The following is a 16,933-nucleotide window of genomic DNA, read 5'->3' as shown; positions in this document are numbered from 1 at the left end:
GGCGTTGGCGGCCGCTGTCTACGGCCAACCCGGTTCCGGTGCCCGGTTCGACTGGGGGCTGACCGGGGCGGCCGAGCTCGGCCGGGTCTGCGCGGCGCTGGTGGTGGTGGACGTGCTGTCGTTCACCACCGCCGTGGAGGTGGCGGTCGCCCGGGGCATGCGGGTGCACCCGTTCCCCTGGGGTGAGCAGGCCGCCGAGTACGCGGTGCGCGTCGGCGCGGTCGCCGCGGTGGGCCGACGTCGGGTGAACGCGGAGCATCCGTGGTCGCTCTCGCCCGCCGCACTGAGCACCGCACCGGTGGTGGCGGACCTGGTACTACCCTCGCCGAACGGTTCCGCCATCAGCGCCGCCGCCAGCGCCACCGGCCTCCCGGTGGTCGCGGCGTGCCTGCGTAACGCGCGGGCCGTCGGGCGTTGGCTGCGCCGCCAGGGGTACGGCACCGTGGACGCTCCGATCGGCGTGATCGCCTCGGGGGAGCGGTGGCCCGACGGGTCGCTGCGCCCGTCGGTGGAGGACCAACTCGGCGCCGCCTTGGTGCTCGACGCTCTCTCCGGCGTACCGGGCGGGTTGTCCGTGGAGGCTGCCATGGCACTTGCCGCGCTGGCGAGCACCCCGGATGTGGCTGCCGCTGTGCGGGGGAGCGTTTCCGGGCGGGAACTGACCGAGGGCGGCTTCGCCGAGGACGTGGACGTCGCCGTCCGGGTCGGCGTCTCGGACGTCGTGCCGGTGCTCAACCAGGGCGTCTTCTCCGCCGCCTGATCGGTGCGGGATACACCACGACTTCATTGACCACGAGTAGATCTTGAGTGCGAAACGGCCACCCGGAGATCCGGGTGGCCGTTTCCGTGCGCTGTGGTCGGTCAGTCGTCCAGCCAGTCGAGGCGTCGGCCGCCCCGGTCGGTCGGCGGCGGGGTCTCCGGTCGGGACCGACCGGCGGCCGGTTGGCCGTAGCCGCCCTGCTCGTAGCCTCGGTCGTCGTAGCCGCCGCGCTGCTGCGGCGGAGGCTCCTGACCGTAGGTGCCGCCCTGGTCGTACCCGCCGGCCGGTTGACCGTAGCCGCCCTGCTCGTAGCCTCGGTCGTCGTAGCCGCCGCGCTGCTGCGGCGGAGGCTCCTGACCGTAGGTGCCGCCCTGGTCGTACCCGCCAGCCGGTTGACCGTAGCCGCCCTGCTCGTAGCCGCCGGCCTGCTGGCCGCCATACCCGGCGGTCGGCTCGGCGGTCCGGCCGCCGTACGGAGCCGGGTCGGGTTGGCCGTACCCCTGTCCCTGCTCCGGCTGGTAGACGCCGGTGGCGTACGGGTCGGCCGGTGCCGGGTACTGGGTGTCGCCGGTGTACCGGCCGGTCGGCTCGTCGTACCGCTCGCCGTAGGCCGCTCCACCAGCGGGAGCCGGCGGGTAGGCGGCGGTCCCCCCGGCCGGAGCCGCGTAGTCGCGGCTGCCGTAACCGCCGCCGGAGGCCGGCGCGTTGCCGTAGCCGCCACCGGACGCGGGCGCGCCGCCGTAGCCGCCGCCGGAGGCCGGCGCGCCGCCGTAACCAGCGCCGGAACCGGGTGTCGCACCGTAGCCGTCACCGGCGCCGTAGCCGCCCTCGGCACCTGCCGGGGCGCCGTAACCGCCACCGGAGGCGGGCGCGTTGCCGTAACCGCCACCCGACGCGGGGGCGTTGCCGTAACCGCCGGCCCCGTACCCGCCGGGTGCTGGCTCGTCGCCGTAGCCGGCGCCGCCCCAACCCTGCTGCCCCGCACCGCCGTACGCCTGCGCCGGCGCACCGTACGGGTCCGGTGGGACGTCGTCGACCACCGGGCGGTGCATCATCGTCGGTGCCTCGCTCAGCGCCGCACCGCCGACCATGGTCGGGTCCGCCCCGCCACCGGGCCGGCCGCCGACCATCCGGGTCTGGTCGTCGGGGCCGCGGAAACCGCCCCGTGCCGGCGGCACCACACCGCCGCCACCAGCCGCAGCCGGGGCGTCGTCGTCGCCGCCGCTTTCCTTGCGCTTCATCCAGAGCAGGACGATCGTGCCCACACCAGCGGCCACCAGCAGACCACCGAGCAGAATGATCAGGTACGAGCCCGCGCCGCCGCCGTCCTCGTTCTTCGAGGCGTTCGCCGGAGGGCCGGCGCTGGCGTCGTCGGCGGCCTCGTCCTCCGCGCCCTCGTCGGCCGGCTCCTCCGGGGGAGTCGCCTCGGCGGTGGCGGACGGTGTGGCGCTGGGCGTCACCTCGACCTTGATCGCGAGGCTGATCCGTTGCCCGGTGATGGACTGCCCGGCAGCGGCGTTCAGAGTCTTCCGGGCCTGCACGTTGTCGAAGGTGGCACCCAGGTCGATCCGACCCGGTGTGATCGGGTTGCTCGTGCTGCCGGTGAAGCGGAAGTTGCCGCTGCCGTCGCTTGTGGTGTCGAAGCGCTTGCCGGTGCTGTCCAGCAGCATGACCACCGCGTTCGGCACCGCCTTGCTGTCGGCCTGTACGACCACCTTGCCGGAGATCGACTGCACGGTCTGCACCTGCGGGGGCGGAGCGGCCTTGGCTGCGAGGTTGACCGTGGTCGAGCCCTGCCCGTTCCCAAGCCCAGCACTGGCCTTGACGGTGATGCGGGTGGACCCGTTCGAGGCGTCGTCTGCCAACTTGAACTTGGCGGTGTAGGTCTTGGCCTCGCTCACGTTCCCCTGCGAGCAGCCCTCAATGCACTGGAGCTTGGAGTTGTCGGAGCTGACAGTTACATCAGCGGGCACTGCCGGGTCGTCAAAGCTGAGCGTGTAGCTCACTGTCGTCTCGCCGCCCGCTTGGACGGTGCCTGGTGAGGCTGAGACGTCGGTGACCTTGGGAGCGGCCATTGCTGGTGTGGCGGGGACGGTGAGCAGAGCGCCGGCAACCAGCGCTACGACCACACCGGCCCGCTGGTTCCAGGCACGTCGGTGTGTTGACACGTCCACCGCCTTCCGGGCTGACTTCCCTCCGACCGGCGGGGCGCCGGGCCGGGGATCATCACGGTTCGAATACGCCGTCGGCAACTATGCCTTGTCCGACTGGATCGGCGCGACCCAGGGCCAACGTCAGGTGTTCGGCCTGGGGGTCGTATCGTCCCTTCGTGTCCTCTCCGCACAGTAAGTCCGCTGCCGTTGCGGCGGCGTTGTCGGCGCTCGACGAGGGGCGTACACCCGAACGGCCGGTGTTCCGAGAGGCGGTCCGGTCGCTGTTGGCCGTCCTCGCGGAGCGCGCCCCCGGCCGATCGGTGGAGGTGCGCGTCCCACCATACGGTGCGATCCAGTGCGTACCCGGTCCTCGACACACCAGGGGAAACCCGTCAAACGTGGTCGAGATGGCCGCCGACACGTGGTTGGAGCTGGCTACCGGACGGATCGGGTGGGCGGAGGCGGTCACCGAGGGTCGTGTCCAGATGAGCGGCGTCCGGGCTGACCTCTCTGCCTATCTGCCCCTCTGATCGTCCGATGTCCTACTGATCGTGACGCTCAGCATGGGAAACGTGACTATCTGTGTCGATGGCGATTCGCGTACACTGTCAGGCGATGAGAGTGGTCCCGGCAGACGAGTGTGGATCCGCCAGTGATCCCGCCCAGCCGGTCCAGACCAGCATGAGGGAGCGGTAGTGCCCCGAGGCGACGGCCGGCTGAGCCACGACCTTGACCCACAACGACCTGGCCCCCAAGACGCCTGTGGTGTCTTCGGCGTCTGGGCGCCCGGCGAAGAGGTTGCCAATCTGACCTACTTCGGCCTCTACGCCCTGCAGCACCGCGGCCAGGAGGCAGCGGGCATCGCGGTCAGCGATGGCTCCGGTGTGGTGGTCTACAAGGATCTTGGCCTGGTGGCCCAGGTCTTCGACGAGCCCACCCTGGCGAGCCTGCGCGGCCACCTGGCCATCGGGCACGCCCGTTACTCCACTACCGGCGCGTCCAACTGGGAGAACGCCCAGCCGACGATCCGGTCCACCACCTCCGGCACGACCATCGCGCTGGCCCACAACGGCAACCTGGTCAACACCGCCGAGCTGGAGAAGGAGGTCGCCGAGCGCGGCCTCATCGCGGACGGTTCGACAAACGACACCTCCCTGGTGACGATGCTGCTCGCCAGCCGACCGGATCTGTCGGTCGAGGCGGCCGCACTGGAGGTGCTGCCGCAGCTGCGCGGCGCGTTCAGTTTCGTCTTCATGGACGAGTCGACCCTCTACGCGGCCCGCGATCCGCACGGCGTCCGCCCGCTGGTGCTCGGCCGTCTGGAGCGCGGATGGGTGGTGGCCAGTGAGACTGCCGCCCTGGACATCGTCGGCGCGAGTGTGGTCCGCGAGGTCGAGCCGGGCGAGCTGATCGCGATCGACGAGAACGGGCTGCGCTCCACCCGGTTCGCCGCGCCCGAGCCGAAGGGCTGCCTCTTCGAGTACGTCTACATCGCCCGCCCGGACGCCACGATCGCCGGGCGCAACGTCCACGCGGCGCGGGTGCAGATTGGTCGGCAGTTGGCCAAGGAGCACCCGGTCGAGGCCGACCTGGTGATCCCGGTGCCGGAGTCCGGCACCCCGGCCGCGATCGGCTACGCGGAGGCGTCCGGCATCACCTACGGCGCCGGCCTCATGAAGAACCCGTACGTGGGCCGCACGTTCATCCAGCCGTCGCAGACCCTGCGTCAGCTCGGCATCCGCCTCAAGCTCAACCCGCTGCGGGAGAACGTCCGGGGCAAGCGGTTGGTGGTCGTTGACGACTCGATCGTGCGGGGCAACACCCAGCGCGCCATCGTCCGGATGCTGCGCGAGGCGGGGGCGCTGGAGGTGCACGTCCGGATCTCCTCCCCGCCCGTCAGTTGGCCGTGCTTCTACGGCATCGACTTCGCCACCCGGGCGGAGCTGCTGGCCAACGGGTTGGACAACGACGGCATCCGGCGCTCGATCGGCGCCGACACGCTGGGTTACGTTTCCCTTCCTGGTCTGATCGCCGCAACCGAGCAGCCGAAGACCCGGCTGTGTCGGGCATGTTTCGATGGGGAGTACCCGATCGAGTTGCCGGAAGGCAACCTGATCGGCAAGCACGTGCTCGAAGGGGTGGGGCGACGGGTCGCGAACTCGACGCCGGAAGCCCCGCACACCAACGGCTCGTCCGTCGCCACTCCGGGTGGCGTTACCGCAAACCGCCCGTAGCACCAACCGGCGCGGCCCGGCCACCGTCGGCGCGGCACCGAGAACCAAAGGGGAGAACCGTGACGCACGTGTCCGAGCGCAACGGCGCAGGAAGCAGCCCGACCGGCGCCGGCGGCGACCGACAGCCCTGGACGGCCGGCACCAGCCGGCAGGCCCGCAAACGCTCGGTTTCGTACGCCGACGCCGGAGTCTCCATCGACGCGGGCGACCGCGCGGTGGAGCTGCTCAAGTCGAAGGTGCGCCAGACCCGCCGCCCTGAGGTGCTGGGTGACCTCGGTGGGTTCGCCGGTCTGTTCCGACTGGACACGAAGAAGTACAAGAGCCCGATCCTGGCGTCCTCCACCGACGGCGTGGGCACCAAGCTGGTGATCGCTCAGCAGATGGACATCCACGACACCGTCGGCATCGACCTGGTCGCGATGGTCGTGGACGACCTGGTGGCCTGTGGTGCCGAGCCGCTGTTCCTGCTCGACTACATCGCCACCGGCGAGGTCGTGCCGGACAAGGTCGCCGAGATCGGCGCGGGCATCGCGGACGGCTGCCGCTACGCCGGCTGCGCCCTGCTGGGTGGGGAGACCGCGGAGCACCCCGGAGTGCTTCGCCCGGACGAGTACGACATCTCCGCGACCGGCGTCGGCGTGGTCGAGGAAGCCGACATCCTCAGCCCGGAGCGGGTCGAGGTGGGCGACGTGGTGATCGCCATGCGCTCGTCCGGCCTGCACTCCAACGGCTACTCGCTGGTCCGGCACGTGCTGCTCGGCGCCGCCCGGATGCGACTGGACATCGTGATCGACGACTTCGGTCGGCAGCGGACCCTGGGCGAGGAGCTGCTCACTCCGACGAAGATCTACGCCAAGGACTGCCTCAAGCTGATCGCCGAGGCGGAGGTGCGGGCGTTGTCCCACATCACCGGCGGCGGCATCCCCGGCAACCTGGTCCGGGTGCTGCCGGAGCACGTCGACGCGGTGGTCAACCGGTCCACGTGGAAGCCGCAGCCGATCTTCGACCTGATCCAGTCGAAGGGTCGCATCGACGACCAGGACATGGAGTCGACGTTCAACATGGGCGTCGGCATGTTCGCGATCGTGTCGGCCGAGGACGCTGACCGCGCGCTGGCCACGCTGACCGGCCGTGGGGTCGAGGCGTGGCCGGCTGGCGAGATCATCGAGGGCACCGGCAATGTGCAGATGGTCGGTCAGCACACCCGAGGTTGATCACACGCTGGTGATCGTACGGGCACCTGATCAGGGCTTCACCCGAGTGGCCAATGCCGCCTAGCCTGAAGGGCTCAGGCTAGGCGGAGGAGGGTGATGGCTGCTCGGGGACAGTCGTTCAGCGGGATGCGCGGTCTGGCGGCCGTCCCGTCGTACGTCGTCATGCAGCCGACCACCCTCTGCAACCTCGATTGCACGTACTGCTATCTGCCGTTTCGGGCCGCCGACCAGCGGATGCCGGTGGCGGTCGCGGTGGCGGTCGCGGCGGCGGTCAACCCCTGGGCGACGACGGGCCGGTTCTCGGTGGTGTGGCACGGCGGTGAGCCGCTGGCGGCCGGCCGGGAGCACCTGGCCGACCTGATGGCCCCGTTCGGGCCCGAGGTCGAGCATCACGTGCAGACCAACGCCACCCTGATCGACGACGACTGGTGTGACTTCTTCACCCGGCACGAGATGCGGGTGAGCGTGAGCGTCGACGGGCCCCGGGCGCGCAACGGTGACCGGGTCAACCGGGGCGGCCAGCCGGCGTACGACCGGATCGTGCGGGGCGTCGCCGCGCTGCGTCGGCACGGCCTGCCGTTCTCCGCGCTGGCAGTGGTGTCCCGTCCGGAGCCGGGGCTCGCCACCGAGCTGTACGACTACTTCCTCGACCTGGGTTGCGACGTGTTGGGCGTCAACATCGAGGAGACCGAAGGGGTCAACACCCGCGACAACAGCCACGACCCGGCGGCGGTGACCGGTTTCTGGGCCGAACTGGTCGCGGCCTGGCGTCGGGAGCCCCGAATCCACCTGCGTGAGATCGAGTGGTCGCTGCGCTACGCCGCGGCCGTGCTCGACAACTCGGCCGACGGGGTGCTGCCCCGCCAGTTGGACCCGATCCCGACGATCGGTCACGACGGCTCGGTGATCGTGCTGTCCCCGGAGTTGGCCGGCTTCAGCGACCCTCGCTATGGCGACTTCAGCAGTGGCAACGTGTTGCAGACCCCGCTGGCGGAGATCCTCGCCGGTGCGGGGGCGACGCCGTGGGTCGGCGAGTTCCTGGCTGGGGTGGAGGCGTGCCGGGTCTCCTGCCCGTACTTCGGCTTCTGCGGGGGTGGCCATGCCGCCAACCGATACTTCGAGCTGGGGCGTTTTGACGGTACCGAGACCGAGCACTGCCGCAACAGCAAGATCCGCCTATTGGAGGGAGTGTTGGAGCATGCCCGAGACCACCAGTCACCGGCGCCCTGAGCGCGAAGCGGACGACGGCGTCACCGAACGGGTGCGGGAGGCGGGTCCCGCGCTCATCGCGCTGCTGCAGGAGGCCGAGGACGCGCGGAGGCTGCGCTCCGAGGTTTCGGGAAGCGACGGCGCCAGCGCGGTCTGCGCCTGGAACCACTTCGAGAACATCCCGACGTTCTACAACTGGAACAACCGCCCACGCTGAGGGGAGCCACGATCGGGGGCCTGTCGAGCGACCGGAGTGACTCCGGTCGGGTCAGGCCCCTGATCGTCGGCTACTGCACCTGCACGGAACGTGCGTGAGCACGCGGACTTACCGCGTGCTCAGTTGCGTCGAGCGGTCAGCGGGTCGGACGGACCCAGGGATCCGGATCGTCGTCCGCGTGATCCTCATCATCGTCGTCGACGGACTCTTTCGAGTCGTCGACGAAGTGGTGCTCAGACTTACCAGCACCCGCCAGTTCGCGCTGCAAGGCGGTGAGGTCGGTGTTCGGGGAGTGGTACTTCAACTCCCGGGCCACCTTTGTCTGCTTGGCCTTAGCACGGCCGCGCCCCATGGCTCGACCCCCTCGCACAGAATGCGGGGCAGCCCGAAGGCGGGCCCCGATGACGTCAGGCATCTCTCGTGGCTCTTACGGTACATGGGGATGCCATCGTTCGGCACCTCGGGTTACCGTCAGCCGGCTCTGCGCGTCGCGTCGATCCGGCCGTCACCCAGTGTACCGGGTAAGGAGCGGAACGGTTAGCACCCGTGACACCGGACAAACCGCATCAAAGTTGACCCGACTTCAGCTTACCCAGGCGAGCCGGCCATGGGGGCCCGGAGGCGGATCCCGTCGATCCGCCTCCGGGGAACGCTCAGCGCAGGTGGATCCCGCGCAGCCGGCCGATGTCCGCCATCCGCCGCTCCGCCAGCCGGTCCGCGGCCACCGCCGGCGGCACACCCTCGGCGTCAGCCAGGCGCAGGATCTCGCGGGTGGTGTCGTAGATCCGGGTCGCCCGCAGCTTCGCCCGCTCGAAGTTGAAGCCCTCGATCTCGTCGGCCACCTGGATGACGCCGCCCGCGTTGACGACGTAGTCCGGGGTGTAGAGGATGCCCCGGTCGGCCAGCAGCTTCTCGATGCCCGGGTGGGCGAGCTGGTTGTTCGCCGCGCCGGCCACCACCTTGGCGCGCAGCGCCGGCACGGTGTCGTCGTTCAGGGCGCCACCCAGCGCGCAGGGCGCGTACACGTCGATGTCCGCGGCGGCCAGCGCGCTGGCGTCGTCCAGCAGGGTGACCTGCGGGTGGTTGGTGCGTACCCAGGCCAGGGCCTTCGGGTTGACGTCGGTGGCGACCACCTCGGCGCCATCTTCGAGCAGGTGCCCGGTGAGGTATTTGCCGACCTTGCCCAACCCGGCCACACCGATCCGCCGGCCCCGCAGGCTCGGAGTGCCCCAGACGTGCTCGGCCGCCGCCCGCATGCCCTGGAAGACGCCCCAGGCGGTGAGGATCGACGAGTCGCCGGCGCCGCCGTGCTCCACGCTGCGCCCGGTCACGTAGCGGGTCTCCCGGGCCACGACGTCCATGTCCGCCACGTACGTGCCGACGTCGCAGGCGGTGTAGTAGCGACCGCCCAGCGACTCCACGAAGCGACCGTACGCGCGCAGCAACGCCTCGCTCTTGATCTGCTCCGGGTCGCCCCAGATGACGGCCTTGCCACCGCCCAGGTCCAGCCCGGCGAGCGCGTTCTTGTACGCCATCCCGCGCGATAGGTCGAGCACGTCGGCGAGGGCGTCCTCCTCGCTGGCGTACGGGTAGAAGCGGGTGCCGCCGAGCGCCGGACCCAGCGCGGTGGAGTAGATCCCGATGATCGCCTTCAGGCCACTCTGCTTGTCCTGGCAGAACACGACCTGTTCGTGACCGGTCGATACCGGGTCGTCGGTGCTCGCGAATACACCCATTGTTGGCTCCTGGAGTGGTGTGCGCCCTTGTGGGACGCGGACCTGGTGGACGCCGGCGGGGATGCTGCCGGTGTGATCGAGCCTAGTATCGGCCGCCGTGCGAGCGCTCGACGCGCCGCCGCCGTCCCATGTTGCGGCGCGTGTGGTCCGGCCGCTGACCGCGTACGGGTGCGGTTCGTGGGAGGATCGCGCCGTGCCGTCGCTCTTCGCTTCTTACCTGCGCGTGTACGAACCGTTGACCGCCTTCGACCGAGACCGGCAGAGCTACTGGCGCCGCTACGTCTCGGAGGGGCGGGCGGTGGCCCCGGTCGAGGGTCCCGGCCGGCAACGGACGGCGGTGATCGAGGCGCTGGGCGCTGGCTGGACCCGGCTGCCGGACCTGCCGGAGGAGGCGTACGTCCTGGAGACGGACGACAGCCTGCTGGTCTGCCCGTGGAACCTGCGGATCCGGGTCGCTGAGGCGGCGCTCAGCGCCCGGGACGGGGTGCCCTCGGTGCTCGCCGACGCCTTCGTGCCGCCGGTGCTGGCCGGGCAGGCCCGGGCGGTGGTCGACGACTGGCGCAGCGGGGCCCGGGTGCTGGAGCACGGCGTGCCCCGGGTGCACGAGCAGATCGCCACGTGGGGCGTGCCGCTGCGCTGGTTCGTGCTCTTCGAGCCCGCCGAACGGGATCTGGTGACCCAGCCGGGCCGACGGGCGCTGCGCTACCGCACGGAGATCTCCAAGGCCCGTCGTCGGTCGTCACGGGCGTTGTCGGTGCTGCGCAAGTCGGTGGGCGAGGCGCCGATCACCGAGGCGGTGGAGGAGGCGGCTCGCTGGCTGGAGGAGTTCCATCCTCGGTCGGTTGTCGAATTGGACTACGGCGGCCTGGTTGACCTGCTCTCCGACGAGACTCTCGCGGCGGATGACTCGCCCGAACTGGTCGCCGAGGGCCTGGCGGGGCTGTCGCGGGGTGAGGCCGAGGAGGCGTCCGCCGCGTACGACAAGTTGGTGGCCCGGTGGCGCGCTGTGCAGCTGCTGGAGCGGTGCAACTAGGGCAAATGGTCGTAGGAGCGCTCCCAAGGTGAGTTGTGCTCGTAGTTGACGCATCACGAACCGTGATCATGAGTCCGAATAAGGTAGATTCTGCCGTGTAAAAGTCGTAAAAATCGGGCATGGTTCATCCGTCCGTCTAGGGACCTTCATCCGTTCGGCCCATGTCGGACATCGGGGACTAGCCGGACCATGGGAGACGCGTCGGCCGGCGGGACCCCGGCCGATGTCTATACACGTGGAGGAGTGACCGATGGCATCGCGAACGCACGAACCAGAGCCGCTACTCACGCCGGCCGAGGTGGCGTCGATGTTCCGTGTCGACCCGAAGACGGTGACCCGGTGGGCGAAGGCGGGCAAGCTCAGTGCCATCCGCACTCTGGGTGGCCACCGTCGATACCGCGAGTCGGAGGTCAGGGCGCTGCTGCAGGGTCAGATCCCGCAGCAGCGGCAGGGCGACTGAGAGCGGCACCAGTTTTTCCGGTCAGGGGCGGTGGATCTCGATCCGCCGCCCCTTTCCATGGCCGGGGCGAGGTGCGACCGACCTCAGCGTCGGCCCTCGGTCAGCGTCACGCTCAACGCGGGCCCTCGGTCAGCGTCACGCGGATGCCGACCGTGCTGCCCTCGCCGCGGCGCAACCGGCTGCCCAGCAGGCTCAGCCGGCCGATCAGCCGGTACTTGTGCTTGAGCAGATCACGAACCCGGCCGGTGTCACCGCCGCCACAGATCGTGGCGTGAGCTGACACCTCCGCCCCGTGCGGACGCCCCCGCACGTCGCAGGGTGCCACTGTCACCTGGCCGTTGTTCCGGATCCGTCTGACCTTGCCCGAGTCGGCCCGGGTCCAGACCGCCAGCGCCTCACCGTCGCGGACCGCCCAGACCGGGGTCGGCACCGCCCGACCGTCCTTGCGGAAGGTCGTGAGCAGGATGTACTTCTCGGCCGCCAGCCGGTCCAGCGTGGTCACGCCGCCAGGATACGGCCGCTACCGGCCGCTGAGTGGACAGATAGCGTGAACGTCGTGACGGGCGAGCCTCAAATCGGTGACGTGATCGGCGAACTGCTGCGGGACACGCTTGCCGTGGCCACCGGGGTGGGCCCCCGACCGCTTGTCGGCGGCCGACTACCCCGGCCGGTCATCGAGATCATCGAGCGGGACGACGGTCTGATCAATGGCGCTCCGGCCGCGCACTACCTGGACGGGCCGCGGGAGTGGCAGCCGTACGACCACCGGGCCGTGGACCGGGTACGCGGCGAGACGCTCGACATCGGCACCGGCGCCGGCCGGATCGCGCTGCTGCTCCAGGAGCGCGGCGTACCGGTCACCGGGCTGGACACCTCCGCGGGCGCGCTCGCGGTCAGCCGGCGTCGTGGCGTCCGGCGGCTGGTGCACGGCACCGTCGACACGCACGTCGCCGACGGTCAGCGGTACGACACGTTCCTGCTGCTCGGCAACAACCTCGGGTTGTTCGAGGGTCGGCAGCGTGCCCCCGGATTCCTGGCCGCGCTCGCCGCGCTGGCCCGACCGGGAGCGCAGATCATCGCGCACGGCACCGACCCGTACGGCACCCGCGACCCGCTGCACACCAGCTACCACGAGCGCAACCGCCGTCGGGGCCGGCTCGGCGGTCAACTCCGGCTCCGGCTGCGCTACCGCGAGCTGAGCACCGAATGGTTCGACTACCTGGTTTGTTCGGCCGACGAGTTCGCCTCGCTGGTGCACGGCACCGGCTGGCGGCTGACCGATGTGGACGACCGGGACGCCCCCTACTACCTGGCCACCCTGCGCCTCGCCGAGTGAGCGACGGCCCCTGCGCCAGCCAGCGCAGGGGCCGTCGTTCCGCTCAGACCTGGACGGTCGGCGGGAGCTGCTCGGGCGGGAGGCCGCCGTCGCCGTCGACCACCTCGTCCGGCTGGCCGTCCTCGTCGATGTCGACCATGGTGATGTCCACCTTGCCGTCACCGTCGGTGTCGAACTGGAACAGGTCGGCCTTGCCGTCGCCGTCGGTGTCCACCACCCACACATCGGTCTTGCCGTCGTTGTTGGTGTCCGCGCGCAGCAGCTCGACCCGCTCGTCGCCCCGGGTCTCCACGATCTCCCCGTCGGTGACGCTCTCCGGTGCCTGGCTCATGTCGACTGGTCCTTCCCTCGATTGACGGGCCGTCATTACCCGATCCCGCGCTCCCCCAAGCATGGACCGGATCGTCGAGCTGTCTAGGGTCGCAGCATGAGCGAGCGGAGCAGGCGAAACACCCAGCTCGGTGTGGCGGGGACCCCGCGCGCCGGCAGGCGGGACAGGGAGGCGTGATGAGCGGACGTTTCGTGGTTGTCGGTGCCGGCACGATGGGGCTCGGCATCGCGTACGTGGCGGCCGGGGCCGGGCACACCGTCGAACTGGTCGAGGTGGACCCGGAGCGGGGCAGGACCGCGCTGAACCGGCTCGCCGAGCTGTGGGAGCGGGCCGTGCAGCGCGGAATGCTGAGCGCCGACGAGGCCGCCACGCACCGGCAGCTGGTCACGCTGCGTCCGACGCTCGCCGAGGTCGCCCCCGCCCCCGAGGTGATCGTGGAGGCGGTGCCGGAGCGGCTCGACCTGAAGCGGGCGGTGCTGCGCGACGCCGAGGCACTGCGCCCGGCGTTGCTGGCCAGCAACACCTCCAGCATCGCCATCGGTGAACTGGCCGCCGGGCTGGACGCGCCCGAGCGTTTCCTCGGCCTGCACTTCTTCAACCCGGTCTGGGCGATGGCCCTCCTGGAGGTCGTGGTCGGCCCGGCCACCGCCGAGGAGACCACCGCCGCGGCCGTCGCGCTCGCCGGCCGGTTGGGCAAGGACCCCGTCGTCGTACGCGACCTGCCCGGCTTCGCCACCTCCCGACTCGGGGTCACCCTCGGGCTGGAGGCGATCCGGATGGTCGCCGACGGGGTGGCCAGCCCAGCCGACATCGACAAGGCGATGGTGCTCGGCTACCGGCACCCGATCGGGCCGTTGGAGCTCACCGACCTGGTTGGCCTCGACGTCCGGCTGGACATCGCCCGTACCCTGCAGGCCGCGTACGGGGACCGCTTCGCGCCGCCGCCGCTGCTCGTGGAGATGGTGGACGAGGGGCGGCTGGGTAAGAAGTCGGGGCACGGCTTCTACCTGTGGAACGGCGGGGTCAAGCAGTGAGCGGGCTGCGGATCGAGGAGCGGCCGGACCGGCTGGTGGTGACCCTGGACCGGCCGGAGAAGCGCAACGCCATCGACGCTGACCTGATCGCCGAGCTGCACCAGGTCTGCGCCGAGTTGGAAGCGCGCCCCCGGCTGCTGCTGCTCACCGGTGGCACGGCCGGCATCTTCGCCGGTGGCGCCGACATCGCTCAGCTCCGGGAGCGGGGCCGCACGGACGCCCTGGCCGCTATCAATTCCGCCGCCTTCGCTCGGATCCGGGCGTTGCCGATGCCCACCGTCGCGGCCGTCGACGGACCGGCGCTGGGCGGTGGCGCGGAACTGGCGTACGCCTGCGATCTGCGGGTGTGCACGGCGCGGGCGGTCTTCGGTCAGCCGGAGGTGCGGTTGGGGATTCTGGCCGGCGCGGGCGCGACCCACCGGCTACCCGCGTTGATCGGTGAGGGCAGGGCCAAGGAGCTGCTGTTCACCGGCCGGCGGGTGGACGCCGCAGAGGCGCTGCGGATCGGTCTGGTTAACCGGGTGGTGGACGAGCCCGAGGAACTGCTCACTGTGGCGCACGCGGTGCTGGACGAGATCGCCCTGGGCTCGCCGCTGGCGCTGCGGCTGACGAAGCTGGCGGTGGACGCACCCGCCGCCGCGCACCCACACCTCGACCTGGTCAGCCAGGCGGTGCTCTTCGAGGACGAGGAGAAGCACCGGCGGATGACCGAGTTCCTGGAGCGCCGCCGGACCCGTTGATCGCTGAACGGCCGCACCGGCGGTTGCCGGTGCGGCCGTTTCGGGGCTGCGGTGGGGCTCAGTGCCGGATCTGCACCCCGCTGTCGGCCAGCGAACGGATCACCGAGGCCGACTCGCCGAAGCCGATGATCAGTACGGCGTCCGCGCCGAAGTCCTTGATCTCGTTGGCACCACCGGAAAAGTCCACCGGGGGAGCCTTGGCGTCGGCGGGCGGCTCGTAGGTGAGCAGCTTGAGGCGGTCGCCGGCGATGCCGGCCTTCTCCAGCTCGTCACGGACGGTGGCCTGAAGGCCCTCACCGTAGGAGTCCTTGCGGGCGACGATGACGATCTTCTGCGAGCCGTCGCGGAGGATCACGTCAGCCAGTGCGCGGCCCTGCAGGCTGTCCGGCGGGGCAGTGCGGAAGTAGAGGCCCCGGTCCTCGACGTCGGTCAGGCCGCTGTCGGTGTTGGACGGGGAGAAGAGGATCCTTCCCGCCTGCACCACGTCCGGCAGTACCTCCCGGGAGATACCCGAGCCGCCAGCGCCGATGATCACGCTGACACCGTCCGTCACGTGCCTGGCCACCGTTGCCTTGGCCACCACCGGGCTGGTGCCGTCGTCGCCATCCAGCCAGGTCACCGGCTTGCCCAGCGCACCGCCGGCGGCGTTGACCTCCCTGATCGCCAACGCGGCACCGGCCGCCATCGGCGGGTAGGCGATCGCCAGGTCACCGGTCTTCGGCAGCAGGCCGCCCAGGATCAGCGGCTTCTGGTCGGGGTCCACGTTCGGCCGCTGCTTCTTCGCCTTTGGCGGCGTCTTGGTGCTCGCCGCCGACTCGATGCCCGCCCCGACGAACTCGGTCTTTCCGTCGTTGATCTGCTGCCCGTCGAAGGTCAGCGTGGCGTAGCTCGCAGTGGCCGGCTCACCCTTGTCGGTGAACCCCGCCCGGGTCAGCGAAACGCTGCGGTACTCGATGTCCTGCCCGGCACGGGCCAGCGTGAGACAACTGGCCGGGTCCTCGCAGCGCTGCCCGTCGTTTGTCACACCGACGATCTGCTTGGCGATGGCAGCCGGGTCGGTGCTGCCGGCCAACTGGGCGGCGAGCACGGCGATCACCACCGCGTCGTACGTCTCGGCGGAGTACAGGTAGTCCGTCAGCGCCGGATTGACGACCCGTAACCGGCTCTTGAAGTCGTCCGGCAACGGGGTGAGCGGCGTGGTCCCCTTCATCCCGTCGACGAGACTTGCACGTTCCTTCAACTCCGCGGGATAGGAGTTGAGCATGTTGCCGTCCGTGCCATAGAGGCGCACCTGTTGGGCGCTTGACTCCTTGGCCTTTTCATCCCCGCAGGCGCTTGTGGCGAGCAGGATCGTCGCGCAGGCAGCCAGTGAGGCCACCCGCGAGCGGCGTGATACGAGCATGGTCGTCCTTCCTCCGGCGAAGGTCCGCTGCGCACATTAGCGTGCCGGCGCCAGCGGCGGGACCGTGGAGGTGGCGTAAAGCGCAGGTAGCTCGCGTTGAACACGGACAGTGACGGCCGCCAGGTCACTTGACCGCCCGTCCTACTGTGCGCTGCGTGACGGACCTACCACAGCAGACGTTCGACGACGCGGCCGCCGTGCTCCGCTCGGCGCTGACCGGAGATGGGGACGCGGTGGTGGGAGCGTTCGACGCGGTTGTCGACCGGGCTGGCCTCGACGGCGCGTACGGGGTGGCGTGGTGCCTGGCCGCGACGATGGTCGGCGACGCGCCAGCGGCCAGCGGGGCGGCGCTCGACTTTCCGGGCATCGAGCAGGCTGACTACGACACCCGCTGGGTGGCCCGCTTCGTCAGCGCGTACGCCAATCGGGACGAACCGACCGGAGCGGCGCTGTTCGGTGCCGCGGCGGCCGACGGGCTGCTCCCGGACTGCCTGCTCACCCTCGCCGGCTCGACGATCGCCACCCTGCGCAGCCGCGCCGAGTGACGCCCGTCGGGTCGCGGCGTCCGGCGGGACGGACGCCGCGACCGCACGGGTCACTCAGAACGCGTGGTACGCGATCAGCGGCTCGTACTCGTAACGCAGGTTCTCGAAGCGGACCTGGAAGTTCACCCCGTCCCGGACGTTGGTCGCCACCGTGATCCAGCCCGAGTTGGCCGGGAGGTAGGTCCAGTAGTTGCAGGCGCTCGTCTTGTCGACGAAGATCACGCACGCCTCGGTGGCGTACACGCTCGCGTTGCGGACGTTGATGTCGCGACAGCGGGTCGTGGTGCGGAACTGGCCGGCCTGGCCACCGTAGCGGCCGGTTTCGAAGTACGACCGGACCGCGCCGCCGTAGCAGGTGGCGAGCGGGGCGAAGATGTTCGGCCCGGCGCTGACCGGTGTGACCGGTCCGGTCGGTTCGGCCTGTGCGGGCGCGCCGACGAAGAGCAGTGCGGTGGCCGTGGCGACGGCGAACAGCCGAGCGGTTGGGGATGACATGCATTCCTCCGGAAGCGGTTGACTGACCGTCCGT

At 70.5% G+C, this 16,933-nt stretch carries 19 protein-coding genes; 12 read left to right on the top strand and 7 right to left on the bottom strand.

Annotated elements, in window-relative coordinates; genetic code table 11:
• Positions 1 to 4: 4 nt before the first annotated feature.
• Positions 5 to 760, top strand: a complete 756-nt coding sequence (locus ABZU25_RS13525) for a 2-phosphosulfolactate phosphatase (RefSeq protein WP_355029693.1) — start codon at positions 5 to 7, stop codon at positions 758 to 760.
• Between the two features lie 101 nt (positions 761 to 861).
• Here the strand turns inward: ABZU25_RS13525 and ABZU25_RS13520 are convergent, their stop codons facing one another.
• Entirely contained in the window at positions 862 to 2,928 is a 2,067-nt protein-coding gene (locus ABZU25_RS13520; RefSeq protein ID WP_355029617.1) for a hypothetical protein, read from the bottom strand.
• 161 nt (positions 2,929 to 3,089) lie between these two features.
• On the opposite strand from ABZU25_RS13520, the gene ABZU25_RS13515 reads away from it, so the two are divergent.
• From ABZU25_RS13515 to amcA, 5 genes are all read left to right on the top strand, one after another.
• The gene (locus ABZU25_RS13515) at positions 3,090 to 3,443 is read left to right on the top strand and encodes a sterol carrier family protein (RefSeq protein WP_355029616.1); all 354 of its coding nucleotides are present in this window, start codon (positions 3,090 to 3,092) and stop codon (positions 3,441 to 3,443) included.
• Between the two features lie 165 nt (positions 3,444 to 3,608).
• Positions 3,609 to 5,147 (top strand): amidophosphoribosyltransferase, encoded by a 1,539-nt coding sequence (gene purF / locus ABZU25_RS13510; protein WP_355029615.1) that lies wholly within the window; start codon positions 3,609 to 3,611, stop codon positions 5,145 to 5,147.
• Positions 5,148 to 5,206: 59 nt separating this feature from the next.
• Positions 5,207 to 6,361: a phosphoribosylformylglycinamidine cyclo-ligase gene (gene purM, locus ABZU25_RS13505; protein ID WP_355029614.1), complete on the top strand. Its 1,155-nt coding sequence runs from the start codon at positions 5,207 to 5,209 to the stop codon at positions 6,359 to 6,361.
• 126 nt (positions 6,362 to 6,487) lie between these two features.
• Positions 6,488 to 7,591, top strand: coding sequence for a cyclophane-forming radical SAM peptide maturase AmcB (gene amcB / locus ABZU25_RS13500; RefSeq protein WP_355029692.1), 1,104 nt, complete (start codon positions 6,488 to 6,490; stop codon positions 7,589 to 7,591).
• Positions 7,560 to 7,787 (top strand): multiple cyclophane-containing RiPP AmcA, encoded by a 228-nt coding sequence (amcA, locus tag ABZU25_RS13495; RefSeq protein ID WP_355029613.1) that lies wholly within the window; start codon positions 7,560 to 7,562, stop codon positions 7,785 to 7,787. The genes amcB and amcA overlap by 32 nt, the downstream gene beginning before the upstream one ends.
• A gap of 136 nt (positions 7,788 to 7,923) precedes the next feature.
• Here amcA and ABZU25_RS13490 read toward each other — a convergent pair whose 3' ends face one another.
• On the bottom strand, positions 7,924 to 8,139 hold the full coding sequence (locus ABZU25_RS13490; protein WP_272614600.1) for a DUF3073 domain-containing protein: 216 nt from the start codon (positions 8,137 to 8,139) through the stop codon (positions 7,924 to 7,926).
• Between the two features lie 301 nt (positions 8,140 to 8,440).
• Complete coding sequence (locus ABZU25_RS13485; RefSeq protein ID WP_355029612.1) at positions 8,441 to 9,523, bottom strand: Glu/Leu/Phe/Val dehydrogenase; 1,083 nt, start codon at positions 9,521 to 9,523, stop codon at positions 8,441 to 8,443.
• Positions 9,524 to 9,716: 193 nt separating this feature from the next.
• Between ABZU25_RS13485 and ABZU25_RS13480 the strand changes: the two genes are divergently transcribed.
• Together ABZU25_RS13480 and ABZU25_RS13475 are read left to right on the top strand one after the other, a co-directional pair.
• Complete coding sequence (locus ABZU25_RS13480) at positions 9,717 to 10,556, top strand: hypothetical protein (RefSeq protein ID WP_355029611.1); 840 nt, start codon at positions 9,717 to 9,719, stop codon at positions 10,554 to 10,556.
• A 250-nt stretch (positions 10,557 to 10,806) separates the two neighbouring features.
• Positions 10,807 to 11,016, top strand: a complete 210-nt coding sequence (locus ABZU25_RS13475; protein ID WP_007073996.1) for a BldC family transcriptional regulator — start codon at positions 10,807 to 10,809, stop codon at positions 11,014 to 11,016.
• Positions 11,017 to 11,128: 112 nt separating this feature from the next.
• On the opposite strand, the gene ABZU25_RS13470 is transcribed toward ABZU25_RS13475, so the two are convergent.
• Positions 11,129 to 11,518 carry a PPOX class F420-dependent oxidoreductase gene (locus tag ABZU25_RS13470; protein ID WP_355029610.1) on the bottom strand — a complete coding sequence of 130 codons (390 nt, stop codon included), beginning with the start codon at positions 11,516 to 11,518 and terminating at the stop codon, positions 11,129 to 11,131.
• 54 nt (positions 11,519 to 11,572) lie between these two features.
• Here ABZU25_RS13470 and ABZU25_RS13465 point away from each other — a divergent pair, with 54 nt between their 5' ends.
• Entirely contained in the window at positions 11,573 to 12,352 is a 780-nt protein-coding gene (locus ABZU25_RS13465; RefSeq protein ID WP_355029609.1) for a class I SAM-dependent methyltransferase, read from the top strand.
• Between the two features lie 43 nt (positions 12,353 to 12,395).
• Here the strand turns inward: ABZU25_RS13465 and ABZU25_RS13460 are convergent, their stop codons facing one another.
• Positions 12,396 to 12,683, bottom strand: a complete 288-nt coding sequence (locus tag ABZU25_RS13460) for a hypothetical protein (RefSeq protein ID WP_091396025.1) — start codon at positions 12,681 to 12,683, stop codon at positions 12,396 to 12,398.
• A 176-nt stretch (positions 12,684 to 12,859) separates the two neighbouring features.
• Between ABZU25_RS13460 and ABZU25_RS13455 the strand changes: the two genes are divergently transcribed.
• Together ABZU25_RS13455 and ABZU25_RS13450 are read left to right on the top strand one after the other, a co-directional pair.
• Positions 12,860 to 13,717: a 3-hydroxyacyl-CoA dehydrogenase family protein gene (locus ABZU25_RS13455; RefSeq protein ID WP_355029608.1), complete on the top strand. Its 858-nt coding sequence runs from the start codon at positions 12,860 to 12,862 to the stop codon at positions 13,715 to 13,717.
• Positions 13,714 to 14,457 carry an enoyl-CoA hydratase/isomerase family protein gene (locus ABZU25_RS13450; RefSeq protein ID WP_355029607.1) on the top strand — a complete coding sequence of 248 codons (744 nt, stop codon included), beginning with the start codon at positions 13,714 to 13,716 and terminating at the stop codon, positions 14,455 to 14,457. The genes ABZU25_RS13455 and ABZU25_RS13450 overlap by 4 nt, the downstream gene beginning before the upstream one ends.
• Before the next feature lie 58 nt (positions 14,458 to 14,515).
• Here ABZU25_RS13450 and ABZU25_RS13445 read toward each other — a convergent pair whose 3' ends face one another.
• Entirely contained in the window at positions 14,516 to 15,859 is a 1,344-nt protein-coding gene (locus tag ABZU25_RS13445; protein ID WP_355029606.1) for an ABC transporter substrate-binding protein, read from the bottom strand.
• A 155-nt stretch (positions 15,860 to 16,014) separates the two neighbouring features.
• On the opposite strand from ABZU25_RS13445, the gene ABZU25_RS13440 reads away from it, so the two are divergent.
• On the top strand, positions 16,015 to 16,404 hold the full coding sequence (locus tag ABZU25_RS13440) for a hypothetical protein (RefSeq protein WP_355029605.1): 390 nt from the start codon (positions 16,015 to 16,017) through the stop codon (positions 16,402 to 16,404).
• Positions 16,405 to 16,458: 54 nt separating this feature from the next.
• On the opposite strand, the gene ABZU25_RS13435 is transcribed toward ABZU25_RS13440, so the two are convergent.
• Positions 16,459 to 16,899 carry a hypothetical protein gene (locus ABZU25_RS13435; RefSeq protein ID WP_355029604.1) on the bottom strand — a complete coding sequence of 147 codons (441 nt, stop codon included), beginning with the start codon at positions 16,897 to 16,899 and terminating at the stop codon, positions 16,459 to 16,461.
• Positions 16,900 to 16,933 lie beyond the last annotated feature (34 nt).

This window comes from Micromonospora sp. NPDC005215, from assembly GCF_040607915.1.
Taxonomy (GTDB): Bacteria; Actinomycetota; Actinomycetes; order Mycobacteriales; family Micromonosporaceae; genus Micromonospora.
The sequence above is the reverse complement of the archived record's forward strand: the minus strand, read 5'-3'. Positions and strand labels throughout refer to the sequence as shown.

Excerpts from the sequence above, each read along its gene's own strand:
- amcB (WP_355029692.1), top strand. The coding sequence starts at position 6,488 with ATGCGCGGTCTGGCGGCCGTCCCGTCGTACGTCGTCATGCAGCCGACC.
- amcA (WP_355029613.1), top strand. The coding sequence starts at position 7,560 with ATGCCCGAGACCACCAGTCACCGGCGCCCTGAGCGCGAAGCGGACGAC.
- ABZU25_RS13490 (WP_272614600.1), bottom strand. The coding sequence starts at position 8,139 with ATGGGGCGCGGCCGTGCTAAGGCCAAGCAGACAAAGGTGGCCCGGGAG.
- ABZU25_RS13485 (WP_355029612.1), bottom strand. The coding sequence starts at position 9,523 with ATGGGTGTATTCGCGAGCACCGACGACCCGGTATCGACCGGTCACGAA.
- ABZU25_RS13475 (WP_007073996.1), top strand. The coding sequence starts at position 10,807 with ATGGCATCGCGAACGCACGAACCAGAGCCGCTACTCACGCCGGCCGAG.
- ABZU25_RS13460 (WP_091396025.1), bottom strand. The coding sequence starts at position 12,683 with ATGAGCCAGGCACCGGAGAGCGTCACCGACGGGGAGATCGTGGAGACC.
- ABZU25_RS13455 (WP_355029608.1), top strand. The coding sequence starts at position 12,860 with ATGAGCGGACGTTTCGTGGTTGTCGGTGCCGGCACGATGGGGCTCGGC.
- ABZU25_RS13445 (WP_355029606.1), bottom strand. The coding sequence starts at position 15,859 with ATGCTCGTATCACGCCGCTCGCGGGTGGCCTCACTGGCTGCCTGCGCG.
- ABZU25_RS13435 (WP_355029604.1), bottom strand. The coding sequence starts at position 16,899 with ATGTCATCCCCAACCGCTCGGCTGTTCGCCGTCGCCACGGCCACCGCA.